We start from the raw sequence: 25,263 nt of genomic DNA on the forward strand, positions 1-25,263 counted from the left end.
CATCACCCGCGATCACCAGATCCGCACCACCCACCACACCCTCACCCCGCAACACCCACGCCACACCCGACGGGTACGCCGCCCAACCAGCCACCACACCCGGCTCCAACTCCGCCACCACCACCGGCGAAGCTTGTTGCACGGCACCGTCGTCACCCACCGTGGCGACCAGCAACCGACCGTCGTCACGCGGTGACGCGGCCACCGCGGTCCGGTACGGCAACGCGAACGGCAGCACGAAACCGTCGTTGTAGTCCGTGTGCTCCCCGATCAGGTTCACCCGGCCGGGAGCCGACCACACGCCCTTCGGCGCGGCCCCGTGCAGCCGGGTGAACGCGGCGATCGCGCGCCGCGCCGGGGTCACCGGGCCTGCACCAGGACGGCGTGCGCCACCGCCGGGTCCAGCTCGGCGACCGTGCCGTTGCCGCGCACCTGGACGACCTTCGCGCCGCCCATCGAGTCGACCTCGACCGTGCCGCCCGGGACCACGCCGGCCGCCTTCAGCTCGGCCATCAGGTCCGGGTCGAGCTGCACGTGCTCGGCGATCCGGCGCACCTCGACGCGACCGCCGCCGCGCCGGGCCACCTCGTCCACGCGCACCAGGTCCGCCTCGGCCGCCGGGGCGGGCTCGCCGTCGCCCAGCTTGTCCAGGCCGGGGATGGGGTTGCCGTAGGGCGAGGTGGTGGGGTTGCCGAGGAGCTTGACCAGCTTGCGCTCGACGGCCTCGCTCATGACGTGCTCCCAGCGGCACGCCTCGCTGTGCACGTGCTCCCACTCCAGGCCGATGATGTCGACCAGGAGGCGCTCGGCCAGCCGGTGCTTGCGCATGACCGCGATGGCCAGGTTGCGTCCCTGCTCGGTCAGCTCCAGGTGCCGGTCGTCCGCCACGATGACGAGACCGTCGCGTTCCATCCGCCCGACGGTCTGGCTGACCGTCGGCCCGCTCTGCGCCAGCCGCTCGGCGATCCGCGCGCGCAGAGGCACTACGCCCTCTTCTTCGAGCTCGTAGATCGTGCGGAGGTACATCTCGGTAGTGTCGATGAGCTCGTTCACACCCGCTCCCCTTCGTATGGCGCCAATGCTAGTCGGCCGGTCACGGGTGCAGGATGGTGCCGTGCATCCACTGATCAGCACCGAAGCCCTGGCCGCCGCGCTGAACGGGGCCGAACCACCGGTCGTGCTCGACGTCCGCTGGCGACTGGGCGGACCGCCGGGACGTCAAGACTACGAGGTCGGGCACGTTCCCGGTGCCGTCTACGTCGACCTGGACACCGAGCTCTCCTCGCCGCCCGGTGCCGGCGGCCGCCACCCGCTGCCCGACCCGGCGGCGTTGCAGGCCGTGCTGCGCGCCGCGGGCGTCCGCCGGGATCACCCGGTCGTGGCGTACGACGGGGGTGACGGCTCGGTCGCGGCCCGCGCGTGGTGGCTGCTGAGGTGGGCCGGTCACCCGGAGGTGGCGGTCCTGGACGGCGGCTACGCGGCGTGGACCGCGGAAGGTCGCCCGGTCGACGCGGGCACGCCGACGCCCGCGCCCGGCGACGTCGAGGTGAGGCCCGGTTCCATGCCGGTGCTGGACGCCGACGGAGCCGCCGCGTTCACCACGTCCGGCGTCCTGCTCGACGCCCGCGCGCCGGAGCGCTACCGGGGCGAGACGGAGCCGGTGGACCCGCGTGCGGGCCACATCCCGGGCGCGCTGAACGCGCCGACCTCGGGCCACACCTCCGACGGCCGCTGGCTGCCCGCCGCGGCGCTGGCCGAGCGCTTCGAGGCCATCGGCGTCTCCCCGGACCGCCCGGTGGCGGCCTACTGCGGGTCCGGCGTCACGGCGTCCTCGGTGGTCCTGGCCCTGGAAGTGGCCGGCATCACCAGCCCGGAGCGGCCCGCCCCGCTCTACGCGGGCTCCTGGTCCCAGTGGTCGTCGGACCCCTCACGTCCCGCCGCGACCGGCCCGGAAGCGGGCTGACCACGCGGAACGGCCGGTCGGGAGGCGCCGGCGACCGGCCGTTCCGACCGTCGATCAGGCGTTGGGGATCTTCTCGAACGCCTTGGTGGCGAGCTTCAGCGCGATCTCGCACGGGTTGATGTCGTCGATCGGCGTCACGGTGGCCTGGAACGCGGGCGTGATCTCGTCCGGGTCGTCGGTCAGCATGACCAGCACCGTGCAGTCGCCGCCCTTCTCCTTCACCTCGTACGCGGTGTTGCCGCCGACCTCGATGGTCCTGGCCTCACCCTCGTACTCGGCGAACGTGACCATGAACAGCACCACCGAGAACGGGTTCTCGGTGCTCTGCACGCAGCCCTTCTCGCCGCCCTTCGACGCGCCGACGGCCGCCGCCACCTCCTCGGGCGTGAGGATGTCGCAGTCCTCGTAGCCCTCGGTCTTCTTCTTCGTGGTGATCTTGACGTTGCCCGCCGGCTTGTCGCCCTCGGTCGTCTTCGGCGCGCTTTCCTTGGTCGACGCCTTGGGGGAGGAGGTCTTGGTCGACGACGGCTTGCCGGAGGCGGTCTGCTCGCCGGTCGGCCCGCCCGCCGCGGCGATCGGGCTGCCCACGACCTTCGTGGCGCAGGCCGACAGGCCGAGCGTGAGGGCCAAGGCCAGCGCAGTGGTCAGGGCGGGGACTCGTCGCAGCTGCATGTCTTCTCTGACCCCGTTCCGACGTGCGGGGTTCCATCCTCGATGGCCGCAACCCGACCCGCCCCGTCACGGCAGACTCTAAGTCCACCCCGGACCCGCGCACGCCGGGGTCGACCAACCTGTGATCACACCACCGGCACCCGGGTGGGTTAGGTTGCCGACATGGGTAAGGCAGCCGCCGTCGTCTGGGACGAGTCCTTCCTCGGCTACGACCTGGGCGGGGACCACCCGCTCAACCCGGTCCGGCTGGACTTGACCGTCCGGCTGGCGAACGCGCTGGGCGTGCTGGACGGCGTGGAGCTCATCGCCTCCGAGCCGGCGACGGACGAGGAGATCGAACGCGTCCACGAGCCGTCCTACCTCAACGCCGTGCGGGCCGCGCCCATGGCGGGCTGGGACGTCGGTCACGGCCTCGGCACCGCCGACAACCCGGTGTTCGCCCGCATGCACGAAGCGTCCGCGCTGGTCGTGGGCGGTTCGCTGGCGGCGGCGCGGCGGATCGCCTCGGGCGAGGCGGACCGGGCGGTGAACATCGCGGGCGGCCTGCACCACGCCATGCGCGACCACGCGGCCGGGTTCTGCGTCTACAACGACTGCGCCGTGGCGATCTCGTGGCTGCTCGACCACGGTTTCGACCGGATCGCCTACGTCGACACCGACGTCCACCACGGCGACGGCGTGCAGGCCGCGTTCTACGACGACCCGCGCGTGCTCACGATCTCGGTCCACCAGAACCCGCTGAGCCTGTGGCCCGGCACCGGCCGGCCCGCCGAGGTGGGCGGCCGGGGCGCGGAGGGCACGAGCGTCAACCTGGCCCTGCCGCCCGGCACCGGCGACCAGCAGTGGCTGCGCGCGTTCGAGGCCACCGTGCCGTCCCTGCTGCGGGCGTTCCGGCCTCAGTTGCTGGTCACCCAGTGCGGCGTGGACACCCACCGCGAGGACCCGCTGGCCGACCTCGCCCTCACCGTGGACGGCCACCGGGCGATCTACCGCCGCCTGCGCGAACTGGCCGAGCAGACCGCGCACGGCCGCTGGCTCGCGCTGGGCGGCGGCGGGTACGAGCTGCTGCGCGTGGTGCCGCGCAGCTGGACGCACCTGCTGGCCACCGTGCTGGACCGGGACGTGGACCCGAACTCGACGCTGCCCGCCGACTGGGTCACGCACGCCTCCACCCTCGCGCCGAACTGGCCGCTGCCGTCGTCGATGACCGACGACTCCGACACCGCGTTCGAGCCGTGGGGCGGCCAGCTCGACACCCCGGCCGACCTGGCGATCAACCAGACCCGCCGCGCGGTGTTCCCGCTGCACGGCCTGGACCCCGACGACCCGAGGGACTGAAGGACGGTGGACGAGGCGGTGGACCCGTTCGACTACCCGCGGCACTGGGAGGCCGACGTCGTGCTCAGCGACGGCGGCACGGTCCACCTGCGCCCGATCACGCCCGACGACGCGGACAAGCTGCTCGCCTTCCACGGCAGGCTCTCCGAACGGACCCGCTACTACCGCTACTTCGGCCCCTACCCGCGCATGCCCAAGCGCGACCTCGAACGCTTCAGCACCGTCGACCACGTCGACCGGGTCGCGTTCACCGCGCTGCTCGGCGACGACATCGTGGCCGTCGGCCGCTACGACCGCCTGGGGGAGAGCGGCTCGGCCGAGGTCGCGTTCGTGGTCGAGGACGCCCACCAGGGCCGCGGCCTCGGCTCGATCCTGCTGGAGCACCTCGCCGCCGCCGCCCGGGAACGCGGGCTGAGCCGGTTCACCGCCGAGGTGCTGGCCGAGAACGGCCAGATGGTGCGGATCTTCCGGGACGCGGGCTACGGCGTGAGCCGCGCGTTCGAGGAGGGCGTGGTGCACCTGGAGTTCGACATCGACCCGACCGAGGAGTCGGTGGAGGTCGCCCGCGCCCGCGAGCAGGCCGCCGAGGCGCGCAGCGTGCACAACCTGCTGCACCCGAGGTCGGTCGCGGTGATCGGCGCGTCCACCGACCAGACCAAGATCGGGCACGCGGTGCTGACGCACCTGCTGGCGGCCGACTTCGCCGGGCCGGTGTACCCGGTCAACGCCGAGCACCGGTCCGTGCGCGGCGTGCGCGCGTACCCGTCGGTGCTGGAGATCCCGGACGACGTGGACCTCGCCGTGGTCGCGGTGCCCGCCGCCGGGGTGGACGAGGTGATGGACGCCTGCCTGGCCAAGGGCGTGAAAGCGCTGGTCGTGGTCACGTCCGGGTTCGGCGAGACCGGTCCGGGCGGGCTGAGCGCGGAACGCAGGCTGGCCGCCGAGGCCCGCGCGCACGGGATGCGGGTCGTCGGCCCGAACGCGCTGGGCGTGCTGAACACGGACGCGGGCGTGCGCCTCAACGCCACCCTCGCGCCGCGGCTGCCCGCCCGCGGCCGCACCGGGTTCTTCTGCCAGTCCGGCGCGCTGGGCACCGCGATCCTGGCCACCGCCGCCGAACGCGGCCTCGGCCTGTCCACCTTCGTCTCCGCGGGCAACCGCTCGGACGTCTCCGGCAACGACCTGCTCCAGTACTGGGAGACCGACCCGGCCACCGACGTGGTGCTGCTGTACCTGGAGTCGTTCGGCAACCCGCGCAAGTTCGCCCGGCTGGCCCGCAGGCTCGGCCGCAGCAAGCCGATCGTGGCGGTGAAGTCGGGCCGGCACGCGGTGACGCCCGCGTTGGCGGCGACGTCGGTGCCGGTGGACGAGTCGAGCGTGCAGGCGTTGTTCGAGCAGGCGGGCGTGATCCGGGTGGAGTCGCTGGCGCAGCTGTTCGACACCGCGCTGCTGCTCGCGCACCAGCCGCTGCCCGCCGGTCCGCGCGTCGCCGTGGTGGGCAACTCGACCGCGATCGGGCTGCTGGCCGCGGACACCGCGCTGGCCCAGGGCCTGGAGCTGGCCGGGGAGCCGGTGGACGTGGGCGCGCAGGCCGGGCCCGAGGCGTTCGCGGCGGCGGTGAAGGAGGCGTTGGAGAACCCCGGCGCGGACGCGCTGGTGGTCGTGTTCGTGCCGCCGCTGGCGGTGCCCGGCACGTCGTTCGCCCGCGCGTTGCGCGAGGTCGTGGAGCAGGGCGGGCGGACCAAGCCGATCGCGTCGACGTTCCTGGCCGTGGAGGGCGTGCCGGCCGAGCTGGCGGTGCCCGGTCCCGGCGGCGCGCCCGGACGGGGGTCCGTTCCTTCTTATCCCAGCCCTGAGCGCGCTGTGCTGGCGTTGGCGCGGGTGACCCGTTACGCGCGGTGGCGATCCGCGCCCCAGGGCACGTTCGTCCGACCGGAGGGCATCGACCCCGACGCCGCGCAGGCGATCGTGCGGGCGCAGGAGCTGGACGGCGAACGGCTGCTGGACGACGACACCACCGTGCGGCTGCTCGCGTGCTATGGAGTGCACGTCGTGCCGTTCCGGGTGGTGACGTCGGCGGACGAGGCGGTGCGCGCGGCGGGGGAGTTGGGCTACCCGGTGGCGATGAAGTCCACCGATGACCGGTTGCGGCACCGCACCGACCTGGTGGGCGTGCGGCTGGACCTGGCCGGCGAGGAGGCCGTGCGCACGGCGTACTCGATGCTGGCCGGGATGTCCGAACGGCCGGACGTGTACGTGCAACGCATGGCGCCCAAGGGGATCTCCTGCGTGCTCGGCCTCCAGGACGACCCGTCGTTCGGCACGCTGGTGTCGTTCGGGCTCTCGGGTCTGGTCAGCGACCTGCTGGGGGACCGGGCCTACCGGGCGGTCCCGCTGACCGACGCGGACGCGGCGGCGCTGGTGCGCGCGCCGAAGGCCGCGCCGTTGCTGGCGGGCTACCGCGGCGACGAGGCCGCGGACCTGGCCGCGTTGCAGGACCTGGTGCTGCGGCTGGCCGCGCTCGCCGAGGACCTGCCCGAGGTGCGGGAGCTGGCGTTGGAGCCCGTGCTGGCCAGCGCCGCCGGCGCGTACGTCAGCAGCGCCCGGGTCACGCTGGGGCCGCCGCCGTCACGGCATGACACCGGTCCCAGGCGGCTGCGCTCGCCCGGCGGCGGCCGTTAGCGCGGTCGACGTCCCGAGACCGGACCGTCACCCTTGACCGATCAGGTGTCCCCATCTTCCCCGCGGCTCTGGATTAAGTCCTTTGGGCCGCTTAGGTTTCCGGCAACCCGAGGAACCTCCCGAAAAGGGGAAGAATGGCTCTGGCACCGTTGCGCGCCCTTGGTGCGGCGTGTTGCGCCGCGCTCGTCCTCGCGTCGTGCTCCACCGGTGACGACACGACCGTCGCCGGCAAGGCGGGCAGCTCCAACGAGCTGACCATCGCCGTGGCGTACGACCAACCGGGGCTGGGTGTGCGCCGCCTGGACGGCACCTACCGCGGCTTCGACGTCGACGTGGCCCGTTACGTCGCGAAGGAGCTGGGCGTCGAGGAGCCCGGCATCACGTTCACCGAGGCGACGCCGTCGGAACGCGAGAAGCTGCTCACCAGCGGCGCGGTGGACCTGGTCGTGTCCAGCTACTCGATCACCGACAAGCGCAAGGAGGTCATCGACTTCGTCGGCCCGTACTTCGTGGCCGGGCAGGACCTGCTGGTCCGGTTGACCGACGAGCGGATCACCGGCCCCGAATCGCTCAACTCCGGCAACCTCAAGCTGTGCTCGGTGGCCAACACCACCTCGGCGCAGCACGTGAAGGACCAGTTCGCTCAGTCGGTGCAGCTCGTGGAATACCCCAACTTCAGCGACTGCGTCACCGCGCTGCTGGCCGAGCAGGTGGACGCCATGACGACCGACGACGTGATCCTCGCCGGCTACGCCGCGCAGAACCCCGAGCTGCTGCGCGTGGTCAACAGGCCGTTCAGCAAGGAGGAGTACGGCATCGGCCTGCGCAAGGGTGATGCGACCAGCAAGGCGAAGGTGACCGCGGCCGTCCGGAAGATGATCGACACCGGCGAGTGGCGCAAGTCGCTGGAGGCCAACGTGGGGGCGTCCGGTTACGCCATCCCGGATCCGCCGAAGCTCGCGGGGTGATCTGCGACCCACTCCGTCAGCGGTCTGACCGGCCCGGACCGGCCCGTAGGCTCGTCGCGTGCATGCCTCGCATTACGTGCCCCAGTACCGCGCGGACGGGCCGGTCCGCGCCGGCATCCCCGAACACGGCCGCATCCCCCGCTACTACGCGGTCAAGACCGAACTGCTGTGGCTCGTCGACGCGCTCGGCGAGGGCGCGGTGCTGCCGTCGGAGCGGGAGCTGGCCGAGCGGTTCTCGGTGTCGCGGGTGACGCTGCGGCAGGCCGTCGGCGAGCTGGTGCTGGAGGGCAAGCTCCAGCGCCGCCAGGGCAGCGGCACCTACGTCGCGCCGCCGAAGCTGGAGCAGCCCCTGTCGCTGCTCAGCTACACCGAGGGCATGCGACGCCAAGGGGTCGTACCGGCACGCGGCGTGATCACCGTCGAGCACCTGCCCGCGGACGACGTGCTGGCACGGGATCTGCGGGTCGGGCGGGGCGACCCGGTCGTCCACCTGGAACGAGTGCTGCTGGCCGACGGCGAGCGGGTCGGGCTGGAGTCCACGTACCTGTCCGCGGCCCGGTTCCCCACGCTGCTGGAGGTGTTCGACCCGACCACGTCGCTGTACGCGTGCCTGACCGACCGGTTGGGCGTGGTGTTCGCCGAGGCCGACGAACGGGTGGAGACGGTGCTGGCGACGCCGCGCGAGGCGTTGTTGATCGGCACGAACCCGGCGCTGCCGATGCTGCTGCTGCACCGCGTGTCCCATGACAACGTTGGCGAGCCGATCGAACGCGTCCGCTCGCTCTACCGGGGCGACCGGTTCAGCTTCCGGGCGAGGCTGCGCGCGGAGTGAAGGTCACGCGACGGTAACCGCCGCACCCGTGAGCCGGAATTTCACGGTCCACTGAGGACATTCGGCGGGATTTCGGGGCGTCCGGGCGTGAACCGTTAGCGAATCTTGCCCTGGAACCGCCCATTGGCAGCAAGTTCTGCGCGCCCCGGCGGAGGTACCGTTGTCGCCTGGGACGTGAGTCCTCCTCACCCGCGCTGCCGCGGGGGAAGCGGGGGTGGCGCCGTGACGTTCAAAGAGGAGTTCCTGACGGAGCTCGAGGACTGCCTGCGCGGGTACGGGGCGGTGCCGGTGGCCGACCCGGACGCGCTGGCCCGGTTCATCGACTACGTCCGCCGACTGCCGGACGACGATTCGCGGCTGCGCTGCCTCGAAGGCGTCGACCAGGGTTCCGGCTCGTTCTGGAACAACCCGGCGGTGTGGTGGGAGCAGGTGCCGCAGTTCGGGGTCGGCTCGTCGGACTGCTCCGAGCTGCTCGACCGGATGTTGGACGAGGCGATCAGCGACGAGATCGACGTGCTGGAGATGGAGATCCGGGAGCTGCCCGGATGACCTCCGGCGCGGACGTGGTTCACCCGTTGTGCACCTGGGTCGCCAGACGCACAACGGGGAGTCCCCACTCGTCGGAGGTCAGACGGACAGCAGTCGGTCGAAGAAGGTGCGGTAGCGCTTGAGGGCCTGCCGCAGCTCCTCGGTCTGCACCTCGTCGCCTCGCTGCCACTGCTCCTCGAGCGCGTGCTTGTGCTCGTTGAACGTGGTGGCCAGCGTCTGCATCACCTGGGCGACCAGCTCGTCGGCCCGCTGCACGGCCTCGCGCGGGTCGTCGACGAAGTCGGCCTGCAACGCGCGCCACTCCGCCTGGTAGTCGGCCGCGTCCTCGGTGGTGAACAGCGGGGCGTCGCCCGCCGTCGTGTCGACCGAGGACGGCTCCACCGGCTCGTCGTTCACGGCCGGCTCGGCCTGTGCGGTGTGCTCGTCCCGCGCGGGCGCCCCGAAACCGGAGTCGTGGTACCCGGAGTCGTGGTACCCCGCGTCCTGTGGATAGCCGTCGGGCTGCTCGTGCGCGGTGCGCTCGTCGGCCTGCGTCGGCTCGCGGTCGAAGCGCTCCTGGTCGGTCAGGTCCGGTTCCGCCACGTCGCGGTCGGCCGGGGTCTGCTCGACCGGCTCGCGGTCGGCCAGGTCGCGGTCGGCCGGGTCACGGTCGGCCGGGTCACGGTCGGTCAGCGTCCGGTCGGCCGGCGTGCGCTCGGCGAAGTCCTCGGTGGTGAGGTGCTGACGGTGCTCGGTCATGAACGCGCCCCTTCCCGGTGGTCGCCCAGCAGGTCCTCGAACACGGTGCGGTAGTGGACCATCGCGGTGCGCAGGTCCTCGGTCGACGCCTCGCCGCGGTCCTGGCGCTCGATGATCGAGTGCGCCTGGCGGTAGTGGTCGAGCGTGCGGGCGTGCTCGACGGACAGCAGCTTCTCGCGGCGCTCGTAGTCGTCGGTGGGGTAACCCCGTGCGGCCATCAGGTCGGTGACCAGGTGGTCCGCCTGGCCGACGGCCTGGGTCGGCTCGTCGACGAACTGCTCCTGGACCTGGGTCCACGTGCGGGCGTAGTTGTCGCGCGTCGTGGGGTCGAGCGGGCGGAGCTCGAGCTTGGCGTGCTCCCGCTCCCGTTCCGCCAGCTCGCGTTCGGCCGCCATGCGGCTGCCGTTGCGCTCCAACGCGCGGTCGTACTCGGGACCGAACTTCGAGCGCAACCTCTTGCGCTGCATGAGGAACTTCAGCAACACCGCGATCGCGGCCAGTACGACCAGCACGACGACGATCACGCCGATGGTGGTACCGGTGGACATCTGCGCCTCCTCGGGCTCTGTTGTCCACCGGCTACCCGTCGTCCGACCGATCCGAAACCTGTTCGGCTCTTGACAAACCGGTCTTACTGCGCCTGGGCTAGCGCGCCACCGCCTTGCGGTACTGCCGGATCGCCAACGGCACGAAGATCAGCAGGAAGACCGCCACCCAGATCAACGTCATCAGCACGGGGTGCTGCAACGGCCAAACGTCCGCCGGGGGGACCATTTCGTTGGTGTTGCCGAACAGCTCGCGCGCCGCGGCCGTCACCGCCGACACCGGGTTCCACTCCGCGAACGTCTTCAGCGGTCCGGGCAGGTTGCTCTCCTGCACGAACGTGTTCGCGATGAACGTCAGCGGGAAGATCGCGATGAACGAGGCGTTGTTGAACACCTCGGGGCTGCGCACCATCAGCCCGACGATCGCCATGCCCCACGACACCGCGTAGGCGAACAGCAACAGCAGGGCGAACCCGGACAGCGCCTCCAGCGGCGAGGAGTGGATCCGCCAGCCGACGATCAGGCCCGTCACCGACATCACCAGGATGACGATCACGTTGTTCGCCAGGTCGCTCGTGGTGCGCCCGATCAGCACCGCCGACCGCGCCATCGGCAGCGACCGGAACCGGTCGATCACACCCTTCTGGATGTCCTCGGCCAGCCCGCTGCCGGTGATCGTCGCCCCGAACACCACGGTCTGCGCGAAGATGCCGGCCATCAGGAACTCGCGGTAGTCCATGCCCGGGATGGCGATCGAGCCGCCGAACACGTACGCGAACAACAGCACGAACATGATCGGCGACAACGTCGAGAACACGAGCAGGTCCGGAACCCGCTTGATCTTGATGAGGTTGCGCTTGGCGACCACCGCGCCGTCGCCCAACGCCTGCGTGAACGCGCTCATTCTCCCTGTTCCCCCTGCTCGTCCTCGGTGCCGTTGGTGCCGGTCGCGTGCCCGGTCAACGTGAGGAACACGTCGTCCAACGTCGGCCTGCGCAGGCCGATGTCGAGCACCTTGACCGACTCGGCGTCCAGCCGGCGCACGCCGTCCACCAGCACGTCGGCCCCGCCCGACACCGGCACGGTCAGCCGGTGGCCGCGCTCGTCCAGCGCGATCTCGGCGATGGCCAGCGGCGCGAGCGCCGCCCTCGCGGTCTGCGCGTCCTGGGCCGAGCCGACGGTCAGCTCCAGCCGCTGACCGCCGACCTGGTCCTTCAGCTCGTTCGCGGTGCCCAGCGCGATCACGCGGCCGTGGTCGATGACCGCGATCTTGTCCGCGAGCCGGTCGGCCTCCTCCAGGTACTGGGTGGTGAGCAGCAGGGTCGTGCCGCCCGCCACCAGCTCGGAGATCACGTCCCACATGCCGAGCCGGCTGCGCGGGTCCAGGCCCGTGGTCGGTTCGTCGAGGAACAGCACCCTCGGTGTGGCCACCAGCGCGCCCGCCAGGTCGAGCCGGCGGCGCATCCCGCCCGAGTAGCCCTTCACCGGCCGGTCGGCGGCCTCCACGAGGTCGAACCGCTCCAGCAGCTCGCGCGCGCGTTCCCGGCTGCGCTTGCGGCCGAGGTGGTAGAGCCTGCCGACCATGTCGAGGTTCTCGAACCCGGTCAGGTTCTCGTCCACCGCCGCGTACTGCCCGGACAGGCCGATCCGGCGACGCAGCTCCTTGGCGTCGGCGATGACGTCCAGGCCGGTGACGGTCGCCTTGCCCTCGTCGTGCTCCAGCAGCGTGGTGAGCACGCGCACGGTCGTGGTCTTGCCCGCGCCGTTCGGGCCGAGCAGGCCCATGACGGTCCCCTCCGGCACCACGAGGTCCAGGCCGTCGAGGGCGACCACCTTCCCGTAGCGCTTGACCAGTCCTTCGGCCACGATTGCGTCTGCCATGCGCGCCATGATGGACCCGGGGTCCGACAATTTCAGTCGGATTTCGCGACTCGCGCACGGCCGGGGCGCGAACAGTGCCCCTGGGCGCGTCATTCGGCTGGTCGGTTCGTCGTCCCGCAGCACGGCCGCGTACACGAACCGTCGTCCGGCGGACCGCGCGGTTCTGTTGACGCCGCAAACACTTTGTGTGCCCGCGTGCGCGCGAGTTCGGCCACACCGGGTGCCGCCCCCATGTCGCCCGCCGGTCGGTGAAACGTCCGAAATCACCCGGTCGGGTTGTCCGCCGCGGTCGGATCCCGGCTTCCGCACAGCCGGTCCCCGGTCGCGGTGAGGTCGGGATTCGTCCGGCCACCATCGCGGAACCCCTTGACGTGCCGCGGTCGGACCTGCGAGATGTACAGGTGACCGGACTTCAGCAAGCGCTGACCACTCGTCCAGTTCGTCGGGCACGTCCCGCTGGTGCCCGCCGCCGCCGGGGGGCGACCGACGGCAGTCGACGAGTGAAAGGGTGAATATGCACCTTTTTAGCGCTCGATCGAGTGAAAGCGAGCGGGCTGCGGAACCGCACTAGGGTGTTCGCAGTTCTTTTCCAGCGAGGAGAGATCCGCATGGCAGCCGTCCAAACCCGACGCAAGCGCAAGCTGGGGCAGTTCCTCAACGTCCTGCGCAAGCGAGCGGGCAAGACCGAGATCGACTACCACGCGCTGACGAGGAAGACGCAGTCGACGCTGTCGCGGATGGAGAACGGTTACATCAGTCCGAGTTGGACCGAGCTGAGCGCCCTGCTGGCGCTGTACGGGGCGACCGACGCCGAACGGCGGGAGGCGGAAGCGTTGTGGGAGGACGCGAAGCAGGACGGGACCCGCCTGGTCTACGCCGCCGCGTTCACCCCGGAGGCGCGGACGTACGCCCGGCAGGAGGCCGACGCGACCGAGGTGCGCACCATCGAGATGATCGTCATACCGGGCCTGCTCCAGACGCCCGCCTACGCGGCCGCGATCCGGCTCGCGGGGCAGCGGTTCATGGACCCGTCGGTCTCGGTGGAACAGGTGACGGCGGCCCTGGCGAACCGGCAGCGCCGGCTGCCCGGGTTGCTGCTGCACGCGGTGATCGACGAGGCCGCCCTGCACCGAATCGTCGGCGGCCCGGCCGTCATGCGCGAGCAGTTGTCGCATTTGCTCGAGAAGGGGAAGCAGGACAACATCACCATCCAAGTGGTTCCGTTCGGCGCCGGTGCTCACGGAACCATGTCGGGCGGTGGTGCGACCGCTCTCCGCTTCGAGGACAGTGATCCTTCGGCCGTGTACCTGGAGTACGCGGGTGGTGGCAAGTGGGTGGACAATCGCGCCGACGTGCAGAAGTACCTGTTGCACTTCGAGGAAATGGTGAACGAGGTCGCCCTGTCGCCCAAGGAGTCGGCCTCGTTGATCAGAAAACTGGCAACCGCACTGAAGGACACATGAACAACGACAAGGCGTGGCGCAAGAGCACCTACTCCGGCGCGGGCAACAACTGCGTCGAGCTGGCCGTGGGACGGAGCACGACCAGCATCCGGGACAGCAAACGACCGGGATCCAGATTGACCTTTGGGGAGCGTCCATTCCGGGCGTTCCTCACCGCGCTCCGACAAGCCTGACCGTTACCGCCGACCCGCCGTCCGTCCCCGGTGTCGCGATCACCGTGGCACCGCCGGGCGGCGGCGGTGACGCTCTACCCCGTTTCCCGCAATGTGAGGTTCACTCGTATCAGGGTGATTGTCGCCCACTGATGGATCACTCCCCAGAGTGATTTCCCGCGTGGTGTCGAACACACTGCCGCAGCCCGCCTTCCGCGCGCCGGCTCGTCCACAGTGGACCGTCCTCTTCGTTTCGAGGAAGCCGAGACAGCGACGTTGTGGGTGCTCGACACCCGCGAGCGGATCCTGGGTTCCGACCACCCGGCCACGACGGCGGTGCGGCACCAACTGGCGCACCTCTACCACCGTCGAGGGGACGTGAGCGCGGCCGAGGTGGAACACCGCAGGGTTCTGGCGGCGCGGTCCCGCTTGGCCAAGCTGCCGGCCGACCTCGGGCGGCGGGACGAGGCCGTGGCCGAGTACCGGGCTGTGGTGGAGGCGCGGACGCGGGTTCCGGGTGCCGACCACCGGACACGGTGCAGGCGCGGGAGAGGCTGTCCGCCTTAGGAGGGTGACCAGCCTCGTCCCGCGCGGGTCAGGGGTGGAGCAGCCCGGCTGCCCCAGTGCGGCGATCTCGTCCATGATCTCGCGTGCGTGCGTGCGTGTAGGGATGTCGTGCGGCACCATCCGCACCAGCCAGTCACCGCGCAGCTCGGCCTTCAACGAGCAGTCCGAAATCGAAGTACGCACGTCGTCAGCACGGTCCGGCTGGGTATCCCCAGCTGCACCACGGGCTTCTTTCTCCCCACATCTCGCCACTCCGCTTGATCGCACTTTTACGGTCCACCTTCCCCTCCCTTGTGGTTGCCTGTGACCTGCTCTGGGAGGAGTACGAGCGTGACCGATCCCCACACCCCCACCACCCGCACGATCCGCCACGCGCTGCGCCCCCGCCGCACGTGGCCGTGGCCGGATCTCGACGACACGATCGCCTCAGCCGAACGCTGGACCACCGCGGGCATCGACCTGCGCGCTCCACTGCGCCGCCTGACGTGGCCGGTGATCCGCCGCCACAACATCGGCTTCATCGCGGCCTTGGTGCAGCGCCGGATCCCCGTCCCCCCGGACGTCGTCACGTCCGCGAGCACCGCCGTGCGCAAGCTGCTGGAGGGTCACGCCGACGGCCAGGCCTGGCAGCGCTACGCCGAGTGGTTCACCCACCTCACCCCCGACCTGGCCGTGACCGTCCTGCAACGGCAGGCGCTGGCGACCACCCGCCCGGAGCACGAGCGCTACCGCGCCTGGGCCTTCATCGACGCGAACTTCCCGGACGACTCGTGCTGGGTCGCCGTGGAACTGGCCTGCGACCCCCGCCTGCCCGACGCCACCCGTGCCGCCATCGCCGAAACGCTCACCGCCCGCGACCCCTCCGCCACCGTCGCGGTGTTCGACCAGGTCGCCCGCCGGTCGACCGCGGGTGCGATCCGCAACCAGGCGGCCGGGTTCCTCGAACCCCTCGCCCCGGGCAAGGCGCTCGACCGGTTCGCCGAGACCGCCGCCGACGAGGCGCAGGACGACGCCGTCCGACTGGCCGCGTGCCGCCGCGTCCTCGCCCGCGACCGGCACCGGGGCGTCGACCTGCTCTTCGACCTCCTGCTGAACGCCTCCTCCGACCACGTCCGCGACGACGTGATGAAGGTGCTGCACCGCGAGGACCCGAAGCGCCTGAAGACCTCCCTGGACCAGCTCCGCCGCCAGACCGGTCGACCCCGCACCGCCCTCCAGAGCACCAAGTTCCTCCACGAGCACTACGGTCGCGACCGGCAGATCGTGGTCGACCTCGCCTCGAACGAGGCTTTTCCTGCCGACATCCGGTTCGAGGGCCTCGACATCGACCGGTCCGTCGCCACCCCGAAGATCGTCGCGAACATCGTGGAGAGCTTCCCCGCGTACAGCCAGGCCAAGGTGCGCGCCATCGCCTTCGAGGCGACCCTCAACCCCGACTCCGCGTTCATCCACCTCCGCGAGGTCGTCACCAACCGCGCCATCCCGTTCCGCAACCGGATGAGCGCGGTCACCGAAGCCGCCGGCCCGCTGTCCTCGCAGGTCAAGTCCGGCCTCTACCGGCAGTTGGCCACCGAACCCGACTCCACCGCGGAGCAGCGCGAGTCCGCCGTTGCCGCGATCTCGCGAATCGACCAGGCCGAGGGCCGCAAGCTCTGCGAAGACCTCGCGCGCCGCCGCGACCTGCGGGTCGAGGACCGCCTGCGCTTCGCCGACCGGACCGGGCGCTCCCGGGCGCTCGAACTCCTCCGGGAGTTCGCGAGGGATCCCGGCGAGGAGGACGCCATGAGGATCGCGGCAGCGCGGAAAGCCTCCTCCACAGGCACCGCCGACGACCGGCGCTACCTCCGAACCCTCGCCGCGACACCTTCCGTGGCGTACTCGCTGCGGGAACGCCTGATCAAGGAGCTGCGCACCGCGGACCGGATCGCCGTGCTCGGCACGATCGCCGACAGCATGGCCGAAACCGACGAAGCACGCCTGGCCGCCGCGATCGCCCTGGGTGCGCTCGACCGCGACACGGCCGCCACCAAGCTCCGGGCGCTCGCCGAGGACCCGGGCGTCAGCAACGCGATCCGAAACCGGGCCACGGCCGCCGAACGGCGCTTGGCTTGAGCGGCGGGACACCATCGCGCCCGCGTGCCCCATCGTCCTGCCCCACGCGGCAAGGGCCTCGCGGTGATCCTCGCGTTCATCGGGGTGAAGCCGAGCCTGGACCTGACCCGCGCATCGCCGGGCCGGTCCCGATCACTTCACCCGCGTGGCGTCCAAGTGCTCGTGGTAGGCGGCACGCGTGCGTTCGGTGTGCGCGTCCATCAGCCGGGCCGCCTCGTCGGGCCGGCCCTCGACGATGGCGTCGATGATCTCGGCGTGCTCGGTCCAGGCGTCCTTGCCCCGGGTCAGCGCGAGCGGCGCGTAGTACCAGCGGACGCGGCGGTCGACCGTGGCGATCATCTCGGCCAGCACGGTGTTGCCCGACAGCCGGGTGATGAACGAGTGCAGCGCGGCGTTGGCGGCCACGACCCGCTCCGCGTCCTTCGCCTTGAGCGCGGCGACGCCCTCGCCCTGCAACTTCCGCAGCTGCTCGACGTCCTCTTCCGTGGCGTGCTCGGCGGCGAGCCGGGCGGAGTACGTCTCCAGGACGTTGCGCACGGCCAGGAGCTGGTCGGCCTCTTCGTCGGTGGGCGTGTGCACGAACGCGCCCTGTGCCGGGCGGAGGTCGACCCAGCCCTCGGTCTGCAAGCGCTGCAACGCCTCGCGCACCGGCTGGCGGCTCACGCCCAGGTGCTCGGCGAGCTCGACCTCGACGAGGTGCTGGCCGGGCTTGAGGGTGCGGTTCACGATGAGGTCGAGCAGGGCCTCGTAGACCGCCTGCCGCAGCGGGGCCGGGCGCTCGACCTTGCGGGCGGCGGCGCTGCTCAGCGACTCGCGGGTCGCGCGACGGGTGGTCCCCGCGCCGATCAGCGGCGCGTTGGGCTGGCTCACGGTCGCCTCCTCGGGCGGGTGTCGGAAATGCCCGGACTTGAGCATACAGATTTTCGTATGCAAAAGGCGATCTGACCCACCCGGCAAAGCAACGGCGGGAAAGGCGGGGACGTATTAAAGTCGCAGGTCACAGGTGCGTCGGTATTCACTAACGGGTGAATCTGAACTCGGGTATCAACCGAAACGCTGTTACCAATCGCCTCGAACGTCGGTTGAAACGAAGAGGAGACCCGAGCAACCACCCCTGCCCCAACCCCGACCGCCACGAGCCGGCGACGGCTCGGGGTCGGGCAGGGATCGGCACGCCGACCCGAACCGCGCACCGCCGCCCGGATCGCGAACCGGCCCCTGAACCCGGGACCGCTGCACCGCGGCCGCAGACCGGGCCGGGACCGCAAACCGGGCCAGAACCGGAGACGGTGCCCGGTGCTTGGTGCCGCGTGCTTGGTGCCCGTGGACCGGGCCGCAGGCGGCAGACTGCGGACCCGGCCGGTAATCGCAGACTCGGCCGGAAACCGCGGACCGCAGGATCAGGCCCCGCAGCGCCGATCGCGGACCGGCCCGTGGACTGCGAATCGCAGCCCGCAGATCGGGCCGGGCACCGTGGACCACGCCGCCAGGGCTCAGCGATCCGCCGGGCGCTCAACGGGCTGCCGGGCGCCCGGCGGGCTGCCGGGCGCTCAGCGGGCTGCCGGGCGCTCAGTGGACGCCGAGCACCCCGTCCACCCGCCGCGGGATGCCCAGTGGGTTGCCCTCGCGCAGTTCGGCGGGCAGCAGGGCGTCCGGCCACGACTGGTACGTGACCGGGGCCAGCCAGCGGCGGATGGAGGTGGAGCCCACGGACGTGTGGAGCGGATTGGTGGTCGCCGGCCACGGGCCGCCGTGGTGCATGCCCCACGCCACGGCGACGCCCGTCGGCCAGCCGTTGAAGATCAGCCGCCCCACCACCGGGCGCAGCGCCTCCGCGACGCGGCCGGCGGGCTCGTGCTCGGACTCGGCGGCGTGCACGGTGCCGGTGAGCGTGCCGGGCAGTCGCGGCAGGACGGCGTCCAGCTCGGCGGGATCGGTGTAGGTGACCACGATCGCGGCCGGGCCGAAGTGCTCCTCGGTCAGCTTCTCGAGGTTGTCCGCGAACGTCGCCAGCGGCACCTGGAACAGGCGCGGGGGGACGCTCCAGCCCTCGGTGGGCGCGGTGCCCTCGGCGACCAGCGCGGCCAGGCCCGACGCGGCCAGGCCGTCGGTGCCCGAGCGGTACGAGTCGCACATGCGCTCGTTCAGCATCGGGCCGCCCGCGGCGGACGAGACGGCGTCGGCGAGGGCGGGCACGAGGGAGTCCGGCGCGAACAGCAGGCCGGGGTTGGTGCAGAACTGGCCCACGCCGAGGGTCAGGGAGCCGACGAACTCGGCCGCGAAACCCTCCGGGCGCGCGGCGGCGGCGTCGGGCAGGACCACGGTCGGGTTGACGCTGCCCAGCTCGCCGTAGAACGGGATCGGGTCGGGGCGGGCGTTGGCCAGGTCGAACAGGGCCCGGCCGCCCGCGGTGGAGCCGGTGAAGCCCACCGCCTTGACCGCGGGGTGCTTGACCAGCGCCACGCCGGCCTCCTGCCCGTGCACGATGCCGAACACGCCCGCCGGCACGACCGACGCCACGACCCGCGCGGTCTCGTGCGAGGTCCGCGGGTGCGAGGGGTGCGCCTTCACGATCACCGGGCAGCCGGCGGCCAGCGCGGAGGCCGTGTCGCCGCCCGCCACCGAGAACGCGAACGGGAAGTTCGACGCCGCGAACACCCCGACCGTCCCGAGTGGACGGAGCATGCGCCGCAAAACCGGTCGCGGCGGGATGATGTCGGGGTTCGCCGAGTCCAACGTCGCCTCGACGTAACTGCCCTCCCGCAGCACGTCCCCGAACAGCCGCAGCTGGTTCGTGGTCCGCTTCAGCTCCGTCGTCAACCGCGGCAGGCCCAACGCCGTCTCCGCGTCGGCCAACGCCACCAGCGTCTCCGACGAGGCGTCCAGCGCGTCCGCCACGGCGTCCAGCACCGAAGCCCGCTCGACCGCCGGCAACGACGACCAGGCCGGGAACGCCGCCTCACCCGCACGGGCCAGCTCGTCGACCGACACCGCCGACGTCTCCGGCACCGCCTCGCCGACCGGCTCACCGGTCCGCGGGTCGTACCCCTGCACGCCGTCGCTCATCGACCGGCCTCCTTCACCGCGGTGTCGAACTCGGGCGTGCACCACGCGCCACCCAGGTACGTCATGGCCGGCGAGCCGGGATCCGGCGAACCGCCCGCGAGCACCTCCGACGCGAACACCTCGGAGTCGTCCTCGGACTTGTACCCCAACGCCTCGGCCTCGCTGAGCGAGAACCACCGGCGCGTGTTGTCCGAAACGCCCCACACCACCCGGAAACCGGGCGACGGCGCGGACAGGCACGCCTCGAACAGCCGCGCGCCGTCGTCCGGCGACAGCCACGTCGACAGCATCCGCGCGTCACGCGGCTTCTCGAAGCACGACCCGATCCGGACCGCGATCACGTCCATCCCGTACCGCGACGCGTAGAGGCTGCCCAACGCCTCCAACGCCACCTTGCTCACGCCGTAGTACGTGTCCGGCTTGGGGAACAGGTAGTCGCCCGCCTCGCCGGCGGAGCGCTCGTAGTACCCGACGGCGTGGTTGGAGCTGGCCAGCACCACCCGCGGCACCCCGGCCCGCCGCGCCGCCTCCAGCACCACGTGCGTGCCGTTGATGTTGACGTCGAGGATCTCCGCCCACGGCCGCTCGAGGCTGTGCCCGCCGAGGTGGATCACCGCGTCCACTCCCGCGCACGCCTCGTCCATCGCGGCCTGGTCGGTCACCGAGGCCGTGACCAGCTCGACGCGCTCGCCGTCGGCGGCCGCCGGCAGCGGGGCGATGTCGAGCAGGCGCAGGGTCCGGTCCGGCGCGGCCAGTCGGGTGCGCATGAGCGTGCCGACTATGCCGGCGGCGCCGGTGATCAGGATTCGTGCGGTCACATCGAGCCCTTTCGCGAAAACGGAATCAGCGGCCGAACTGGCGCAGCAGTTCGGTGATCGTGCGGGCCGCGTGCAGCAGCGCTTCGACGACCTGGCGCTCGTGGTCGGGGTCGAGCCGGCCCAGCGGCACCGAGCAGCTCATCGCGTCGAGCACGGGGTTGCGGTAGGGCAGGGCGACGGCGAAGCAGCCCAGGCCGGGCGTGTTCTCCTCGCGCTCGTGTGCGTACCCGGCGGCGCGGAACCCCGCGAGCTGCGCGTGCAGCGCCGGGCGCTCGATGACCGTGTTCGGGGTCAACGGCGTCAGCCGGGCGGGAAGGATCGCGTCGACCTCGGCGGGCGTGCGTGCGGCCAGCAGCGCCTTGCCCAGCGACGTCGAGTGCGCGGGCAGCCGCCTGCCGACGCGGGACACCACGCGCAGGTGGTGCTCGGACTCGCGGCTGGCCAGGTAGACCACGTCCGCGCCGTCGAGGCGGGCCAGGTGGACCGTCTCGTTGATCTCGCGGCGCACCTGCTCCATCACCCGGATGGCGACCTGCACCACCGGGTCGTGGTCGAGGTACGACGTGCCGACGAGCAGGGCGCGCACGCCGATGCCGTACGTGCCGCGGGTGGGGTCGAGCTCCACCCAGCCCCGGGCGACGAGCGTCTGCAAGAGCATGTAGAGGCTCGACTTCGGGTAGCTCAGCTCGCGGTGCAGTTCGGTCAGGGTCAGCGGGCGGTCCGACGCCGACAGCACTTCGAGCAGTTCCACAGTCCGATCGGCCGACTTGACCGCGTTCGGCCGAGCGGGTGACGCGGGTCCAGTCACCAAGTCCTCCACGGGAAACGTTCCGGCAACACGCACTTGACACGTCGCTGCGCCGATTCTTACAGTCCGCCCAACACGTTCACAAGTACGACCCTGATTCATATATATGAACAGTATGGCCGTGAAGAGGAGTCGCCGTCCATGACACCCACCCGCCGGTGCGCCTCGGCCCTCGCCGCGGTGACCGCCGCGGGTCGTGCCACGCGCTCGACCTGCGGGTACCCGTCATGGTGAGCGTCGCCGAACGCGCCGGTGCGCCGCCACGCGCCGCCCGCGGCCCGGACCTGCCGCGCGACGGGGTCGTCCCAGGTCTACACCAAGTCTCCGGGCGCACGGCCGTGCGTCCCGACATGCCCCGCCGCGGCGGGGTGCTACGCCGAACCGGTGGACTCCCGCCCGCGGCCGGGGTTGCGCAAGTCCTGGACTTGAACGATCCATTCGCCCAGGGTGACCCGGTGGCACCGGTCGGCACGGCCAGAGACGGGGGTGCGACGGCCAGTGGCGGCGGTGCCGTCGCAGCCCGCGCCGCGGGGCGGTCTCGACGACGAGGCCGCCCCGCGGAACCGCACCCGAACCACTGCCACGTCGGCGGGGACTCGCTCATCAGCGCCGATGGTGCCCCTGCTGCTCCACTTCGCCGCCAGTGCGCTCGCCGCCTGCGCGCTGCCGCGCGAGGAGACGCACAAGTCCTTCCTGCGTGGGATCACCACCGGAGCGATCAAGGGATGAAGGTCTGGGTATGCAACTCGATGGGGTGCTGTTCTTCCCGGTGACGCCGTTCGACGCCGACGGCGCGCTCGCGGAGGACGTGCTGGCCGAGCACGTGAAACGAGGGGTGGCGGCGGGCGCGGGCGGCGTGTTCGTCGCCTGCGGCACCGGCGAGTTCCACGCGTTGGAGCCGTCGGAGGTCGAACGCGCGGTGGCCGTCGCGGTCGAGGCGACGGCCGGGCGGGTGCCGGTGTTCGCGGGCGTCGGCGGCCCCCTGCCGACGGCCAAGCGGATCGCCCGTGCCGTTCAAGGGGTCGGCGCGGACGGTCTGCTGCTGCTGCCGCCGTACCTGGTGTCCAACCCGGCCAAGGGCCTGGTGCGGTACGTGACCGAGGTGGCGGCCGCGTCGGACCTGGCGCTGATCGTCTACCAGCGCAACAACGCGATCTTCACGCCGGAGACGGCGGTGGAGGTCGCGTCGCTGCCGACCGTGGTCGGGTTCAAGGACGGGCTCGGCGACATCGACCTGCTGCACCGCATCGTGCTCGCGGTGCGCTCGGCGGTGGAGAAGCCGTTCCAGTTCTTCAACGGCCTGCCGACCGCGGAGCTGACCGTGCCCGCGTACCGGGGCATCGGCGTCGACCTGTACTCGTCGGCGGTGTTCTGCTTCGCGCCCGAGATCTCCCTCGGCTTCTACCACGCCGTGCACAGCGGTGACGACGCGTTGGTCAACCGGTACCTGTTGGAGTTCTACAAGCCCCTGGTCGAGTTGCGCGACCGGGTGCCCGGCTACGCCGTGTCACTGGTGAAGGCGGCGGTGCGGGCCACCGGGCTCGACGTCGGCGGCGTCCGCGCGCCGCTGCTGGACCCGACGCCGGAACACGTGGCCGAGCTGGAGAAGATCGTCGCCGCCGGTCGGGGCCTCACCGCATGAGGATCACCGACATCACCATCACCCCCGTCGCCTTCCGCGACCCGCCGCTGCTCAACTCGGTCGGCGTGCACGAGCCGTGGGCCCTGCGCACCATCGTGGAGGTGCACACCGACGAGGGGGTCTCGGGCCTCGGCGAGAGCTACGGCGACATCGGCCACCTGAACCGGATGCGCACGGCCGCGCCCGCGCTGGTGGGCCTGGACGTGCACGCGCTGAACGAGATGCACGCCCGGATCGCGACGGCGTTGGGCGGCGAGGCCGGGTCGGACCGGCACGGGCTCACCGGGCCGTTGACCGTCGAGTCCACTGTGGACCGCGTGTTCTCGCCGTTCGAGGTGGCGTGCTGGGACATCCGCGGCAAGGCGCTCGGCCGGCCGGTGAGCGACCTGCTCGGCGGTGCGGTGCGCGACACCGTGCCGTACAGCGCGTACCTGTTCTACAAGTGGGCCGGGCACCCCGGCGCGGAGCCGGACGAGTTCGGCGAGGCACTCGACCCGGCGGGCGTCGTGGAGCAGGCCCGGGTGCTCGTCGAGCGGCACGGGTTCGGCTCGATCAAGCTCAAGGGCGGCGTGTACCCGCCCGAGCAGGAGGTCGAGGCGGTCCACGCGCTGCGCGAGGCGTTCCCCGACCACCCGCTGCGGCTGGACCCGAACGCGGCGTGGACGCCGGAGACGTCGCTGAAGGTCGCCGAGGAGCTCGACGGGGTGGTCGAGTACCTGGAGGACCCCGCGCCGGGCATCGACGGGATGGCCGAGGTCGCCGCCCGCGCGCCCATGCCGTTGGCGACGAACATGTGCGTGATCGCGTTCGAGCACATCGCCCGGGCGGTGGAGGTGGACGCGGTGCAGGTCATCCTGTCCGACCACCACTACTGGGGCGGCCTGTCGCGGTCCAAGGAGCTGGCCGCGATCTGCCGGACGTTCGGCATCGGCCTGTCCATGCACTCCAACTCGCACCTGGGCATCAGCCTGGCCGCGATGACCCACCTGGCCGCGGCCACGCCGAACCTGAACTACGCGTGCGACACGCACTACCCGTGGAACTCGGCCGACGACGTGATCACCACGCCGTTCACGTTCGTGGACGGCGCGGTGCCCGTGCCGACCGCGCCGGGGCTGGGGGTGGAGCTGGACCGCGACGCGCTGGCCCGGCTCGCCGAGAACTACCGGACGTGCGGCCTCGTGCAGCGCGACGACACCGGTTACATGCAGCAGCACGACCCGTCTTACGAGAGGAAACGCCCCCGGTGGTGACCACCGTCGCGCACGTTTACCCCTGGGATGTCGTCGGCGACCCCGCGGCCGTCGACCGGATCGCGTCGCTGGGTGTGGACGCGGTCGCTTTGGCCTCGTCGTACCACACCGTGCGGGCCGCGACGCCGTTGCACCCGTCGCACCGGATGGTGGACGCGCGGCACGCGGCGTTCTACCTGCCGGTTCGGGAGGAGGTGTGGCGGGACAAGCGGCTGGTGCCCGCGCAACCGTCCTGGATGGACGGTGACGACCCGTACGGCGAGGCTTCGGCCGCGTTGCGGGCCGCCGGGCTGCCGGTGTACGCGTGGACCGTGCTGACGCACAGCAGCCGGCTCGGTGACGCTCACCCGGACGTGGCGGTGCGTAACGCTTTCGGGGACGTGTACCCGTACGCGTTGTGCCCGTCGAACGACGACGTGGTCGAGTACACCCGGACGCTGGTGTCCGAGGTGCTGGAGCTGGGTCGGCCGGACGGGATCGTGCTGGAGGCGTGCGGGCCGCTCGGGTTCTTCCACGGCGGGCACCACGAGAAGACCGACGGGGCGGACTGGTCGGCCGTGCAGCAGAAGCTGCTGTCGCTGTGCTTCTGCGGTGCATGCGTGCGGCGTTATGACGACCCGGAAGGGCTGCGCGCGCTGGTGCGGGCCGGGGTCGACAACGCTGTCACCAGCGTGGAGGAAGCCCTCGGGGAGCGTGTCGAGTCCGTCCGTGAGGTGCGGACCGGCATCTCCCGTTCGCTTCGGCGGGAGCTCGTGGGCTTGATCAGGTCGACGTCGCCGTCCACGCGGATCGTGGCGCACGCGACGGCCGACCCGTGGGGCACCGGACCGTTCGCCACGGTGGCCGGGGGCGTCGACGCCGACGTCGACGTGCTGACCGTGACGTGCTGGCCGGGCGTGGACGCGTCACTGCCCGCGATCCGCGCCCTGCGCTCGGAGGCCGACGTGCGCATGGCCGCCTACGTGCTGGCCCTGCCGCCGAAGCCGGCCGACGGCGACGAGCTGCTGAAGGAGTGGCTGGCCTACCGCGAGGCCGGCGTCGAGGAGTTCCACCTGTACCACGCGGGCCTGGCCTCCCCGACCCGCCTCGCCGCCCTCCGCCACGCCGTCACCTCTCTCACCAACCCCTAACCCCGCGAGAGTCCTACGTTCACGCCGCGAGAGTCCTACGTTCAGACCCCTCGAGTTCAACACTCGGCATACCGCGCGGTCGGT

The 25,263-nt window shown here is 71.6% G+C and carries 24 protein-coding genes; 13 read left to right on the forward strand and 11 right to left on the reverse strand.

Annotated features, from left to right (window positions below; all coding sequences use genetic code 11):
* Positions 1-364 (reverse strand): galactokinase family protein (locus LZG04_RS39520; protein WP_308199673.1); only part of this gene is annotated, 364 nt, incomplete at its 3' end.
* Positions 361-1,053: a metal-dependent transcriptional regulator gene (locus LZG04_RS39525; protein ID WP_233827081.1), complete on the reverse strand. Its 693-nt coding sequence runs from the start codon at positions 1,051-1,053 to the stop codon at positions 361-363. The genes LZG04_RS39520 and LZG04_RS39525, both read right to left, overlap by 4 nt.
* Before the next feature lie 61 nt (positions 1,054-1,114).
* On the opposite strand from LZG04_RS39525, the gene LZG04_RS39530 reads away from it, so the two are divergent.
* Positions 1,115-1,963: a sulfurtransferase gene (locus LZG04_RS39530; protein ID WP_233827082.1), complete on the forward strand. Its 849-nt coding sequence runs from the start codon at positions 1,115-1,117 to the stop codon at positions 1,961-1,963.
* 54 nt (positions 1,964-2,017) lie between these two features.
* Here LZG04_RS39530 and LZG04_RS39535 read toward each other — a convergent pair whose 3' ends face one another.
* On the reverse strand, positions 2,018-2,635 hold the full coding sequence (locus LZG04_RS39535) for a DUF3558 domain-containing protein (protein WP_233827083.1): 618 nt from the start codon (positions 2,633-2,635) through the stop codon (positions 2,018-2,020).
* Between the two features lie 162 nt (positions 2,636-2,797).
* Between LZG04_RS39535 and LZG04_RS39540 the strand changes: the two genes are divergently transcribed.
* The 5 genes from LZG04_RS39540 to LZG04_RS39560 all read left to right on the forward strand — a co-directional run bounded on the left by LZG04_RS39540 (position 2,798) and on the right by LZG04_RS39560 (position 9,004).
* Entirely contained in the window at positions 2,798-3,973 is a 1,176-nt protein-coding gene (locus tag LZG04_RS39540) for an acetoin utilization protein AcuC (RefSeq protein WP_233827084.1), read from the forward strand.
* Positions 3,974-3,979: 6 nt separating this feature from the next.
* On the forward strand, positions 3,980-6,655 hold the full coding sequence (locus LZG04_RS39545) for a bifunctional GNAT family N-acetyltransferase/acetate--CoA ligase family protein (protein ID WP_233827085.1): 2,676 nt from the start codon (positions 3,980-3,982) through the stop codon (positions 6,653-6,655).
* A gap of 134 nt (positions 6,656-6,789) precedes the next feature.
* On the forward strand, positions 6,790-7,623 hold the full coding sequence (locus tag LZG04_RS39550) for a glutamate ABC transporter substrate-binding protein (RefSeq protein WP_233827086.1): 834 nt from the start codon (positions 6,790-6,792) through the stop codon (positions 7,621-7,623).
* Positions 7,624-7,681: 58 nt separating this feature from the next.
* Positions 7,682-8,455 (forward strand): GntR family transcriptional regulator, encoded by a 774-nt coding sequence (locus tag LZG04_RS39555; protein ID WP_233827087.1) that lies wholly within the window; start codon positions 7,682-7,684, stop codon positions 8,453-8,455.
* Between the two features lie 222 nt (positions 8,456-8,677).
* Positions 8,678-9,004 (forward strand): hypothetical protein, encoded by a 327-nt coding sequence (locus tag LZG04_RS39560; protein WP_233827088.1) that lies wholly within the window; start codon positions 8,678-8,680, stop codon positions 9,002-9,004.
* 78 nt (positions 9,005-9,082) lie between these two features.
* On the opposite strand, the gene LZG04_RS39565 is transcribed toward LZG04_RS39560, so the two are convergent.
* The 4 genes from LZG04_RS39565 to LZG04_RS39580 all read right to left on the reverse strand — a co-directional run bounded on the left by LZG04_RS39565 (position 9,083) and on the right by LZG04_RS39580 (position 12,168).
* Complete coding sequence (locus LZG04_RS39565) at positions 9,083-9,742, reverse strand: hypothetical protein (protein WP_233827089.1); 660 nt, start codon at positions 9,740-9,742, stop codon at positions 9,083-9,085.
* A complete protein-coding gene (locus tag LZG04_RS39570) occupies positions 9,739-10,290 on the reverse strand; it encodes a hypothetical protein (RefSeq protein WP_233827090.1) in 552 nt (183 codons plus the stop codon). Before LZG04_RS39570 ends, LZG04_RS39565 begins: the two co-directional genes overlap by 4 nt.
* 97 nt (positions 10,291-10,387) lie before the next feature.
* Positions 10,388-11,191: an ABC transporter permease gene (locus LZG04_RS39575; RefSeq protein WP_233827091.1), complete on the reverse strand. Its 804-nt coding sequence runs from the start codon at positions 11,189-11,191 to the stop codon at positions 10,388-10,390.
* Positions 11,188-12,168: an ATP-binding cassette domain-containing protein gene (locus tag LZG04_RS39580; RefSeq protein ID WP_233827092.1), complete on the reverse strand. Its 981-nt coding sequence runs from the start codon at positions 12,166-12,168 to the stop codon at positions 11,188-11,190. Before LZG04_RS39580 ends, LZG04_RS39575 begins: the two co-directional genes overlap by 4 nt.
* Before the next feature lie 539 nt (positions 12,169-12,707).
* Between LZG04_RS39580 and LZG04_RS39585 the strand changes: the two genes are divergently transcribed.
* From LZG04_RS39585 to LZG04_RS39595, 4 genes are all read left to right on the forward strand, one after another.
* Positions 12,708-13,631 (forward strand): helix-turn-helix transcriptional regulator, encoded by a 924-nt coding sequence (locus LZG04_RS39585; protein WP_233827093.1) that lies wholly within the window; start codon positions 12,708-12,710, stop codon positions 13,629-13,631.
* Entirely contained in the window at positions 13,628-13,804 is a 177-nt protein-coding gene (locus tag LZG04_RS39590; protein ID WP_233827094.1) for a DUF397 domain-containing protein, read from the forward strand. The genes LZG04_RS39585 and LZG04_RS39590 overlap by 4 nt, the downstream gene beginning before the upstream one ends.
* A 315-nt stretch (positions 13,805-14,119) precedes the next feature.
* Complete coding sequence (locus LZG04_RS43230) at positions 14,120-14,350, forward strand: tetratricopeptide repeat protein (RefSeq protein WP_374202985.1); 231 nt, start codon at positions 14,120-14,122, stop codon at positions 14,348-14,350.
* Between the two features lie 330 nt (positions 14,351-14,680).
* A complete protein-coding gene (locus tag LZG04_RS39595) occupies positions 14,681-16,462 on the forward strand; it encodes a hypothetical protein (RefSeq protein WP_233827095.1) in 1,782 nt (593 codons plus the stop codon).
* A 132-nt stretch (positions 16,463-16,594) separates the two neighbouring features.
* Here LZG04_RS39595 and LZG04_RS39600 read toward each other — a convergent pair whose 3' ends face one another.
* The 4 genes from LZG04_RS39600 to LZG04_RS39615 form a co-directional block, all read right to left on the reverse strand.
* Positions 16,595-17,332 carry a GntR family transcriptional regulator gene (locus LZG04_RS39600; RefSeq protein ID WP_233827096.1) on the reverse strand — a complete coding sequence of 246 codons (738 nt, stop codon included), beginning with the start codon at positions 17,330-17,332 and terminating at the stop codon, positions 16,595-16,597.
* A gap of 699 nt (positions 17,333-18,031) precedes the next feature.
* Entirely contained in the window at positions 18,032-19,528 is a 1,497-nt protein-coding gene (locus LZG04_RS39605) for an aldehyde dehydrogenase (NADP(+)) (protein ID WP_233827097.1), read from the reverse strand.
* Positions 19,525-20,346 (reverse strand): NAD(P)-dependent oxidoreductase, encoded by an 822-nt coding sequence (locus tag LZG04_RS39610; RefSeq protein ID WP_308199676.1) that lies wholly within the window; start codon positions 20,344-20,346, stop codon positions 19,525-19,527. The genes LZG04_RS39605 and LZG04_RS39610 overlap by 4 nt, the downstream gene beginning before the upstream one ends.
* Positions 20,347-20,371: 25 nt before the next feature.
* Positions 20,372-21,154, reverse strand: a complete 783-nt coding sequence (locus LZG04_RS39615) for an IclR family transcriptional regulator (RefSeq protein ID WP_233827098.1) — start codon at positions 21,152-21,154, stop codon at positions 20,372-20,374.
* Between the two features lie 739 nt (positions 21,155-21,893).
* Between LZG04_RS39615 and LZG04_RS39620 the strand changes: the two genes are divergently transcribed.
* From LZG04_RS39620 to LZG04_RS39630, 3 genes are read left to right on the forward strand one after another with little or no spacing between them, the layout of a single operon-like run.
* Positions 21,894-22,796, forward strand: a complete 903-nt coding sequence (locus LZG04_RS39620) for a 5-dehydro-4-deoxyglucarate dehydratase (RefSeq protein WP_233827099.1) — start codon at positions 21,894-21,896, stop codon at positions 22,794-22,796.
* Positions 22,793-24,049 (forward strand): glucarate dehydratase family protein, encoded by a 1,257-nt coding sequence (locus LZG04_RS39625; RefSeq protein ID WP_233827100.1) that lies wholly within the window; start codon positions 22,793-22,795, stop codon positions 24,047-24,049. The genes LZG04_RS39620 and LZG04_RS39625 overlap by 4 nt, the downstream gene beginning before the upstream one ends.
* Positions 24,043-25,179, forward strand: coding sequence for a hypothetical protein (locus tag LZG04_RS39630; protein WP_233827101.1), 1,137 nt, complete (start codon positions 24,043-24,045; stop codon positions 25,177-25,179). Before LZG04_RS39625 ends, LZG04_RS39630 begins: the two co-directional genes overlap by 7 nt.
* Positions 25,180-25,263 lie beyond the last annotated feature (84 nt).

The sequence above is a fragment of the Saccharothrix sp. S26 genome, from assembly GCF_021390395.1.
Lineage (GTDB): Bacteria > Actinomycetota > Actinomycetes > Mycobacteriales > Pseudonocardiaceae > Actinosynnema.

Excerpts from the sequence above, each read along its gene's own strand:
- LZG04_RS39620 (WP_233827099.1), top strand. The coding sequence starts at position 21,894 with ATGCAACTCGATGGGGTGCTGTTCTTCCCGGTGACGCCGTTCGACGCC.
- LZG04_RS39590 (WP_233827094.1), top strand. The coding sequence starts at position 13,628 with ATGAACAACGACAAGGCGTGGCGCAAGAGCACCTACTCCGGCGCGGGC.
- LZG04_RS39570 (WP_233827090.1), bottom strand. The coding sequence starts at position 10,290 with ATGTCCACCGGTACCACCATCGGCGTGATCGTCGTCGTGCTGGTCGTA.
- LZG04_RS39550 (WP_233827086.1), top strand. The coding sequence starts at position 6,790 with ATGGCTCTGGCACCGTTGCGCGCCCTTGGTGCGGCGTGTTGCGCCGCG.
- LZG04_RS39565 (WP_233827089.1), bottom strand. The coding sequence starts at position 9,742 with ATGACCGAGCACCGTCAGCACCTCACCACCGAGGACTTCGCCGAGCGC.
- LZG04_RS39625 (WP_233827100.1), top strand. The coding sequence starts at position 22,793 with ATGAGGATCACCGACATCACCATCACCCCCGTCGCCTTCCGCGACCCG.
- LZG04_RS39535 (WP_233827083.1), bottom strand. The coding sequence starts at position 2,635 with ATGCAGCTGCGACGAGTCCCCGCCCTGACCACTGCGCTGGCCTTGGCC.
- LZG04_RS39605 (WP_233827097.1), bottom strand. The coding sequence starts at position 19,528 with ATGAGCGACGGCGTGCAGGGGTACGACCCGCGGACCGGTGAGCCGGTC.
- LZG04_RS39575 (WP_233827091.1), bottom strand. The coding sequence starts at position 11,191 with ATGAGCGCGTTCACGCAGGCGTTGGGCGACGGCGCGGTGGTCGCCAAG.
- LZG04_RS39540 (WP_233827084.1), top strand. The coding sequence starts at position 2,798 with ATGGGTAAGGCAGCCGCCGTCGTCTGGGACGAGTCCTTCCTCGGCTAC.
- LZG04_RS39580 (WP_233827092.1), bottom strand. The coding sequence starts at position 12,168 with ATGGCAGACGCAATCGTGGCCGAAGGACTGGTCAAGCGCTACGGGAAG.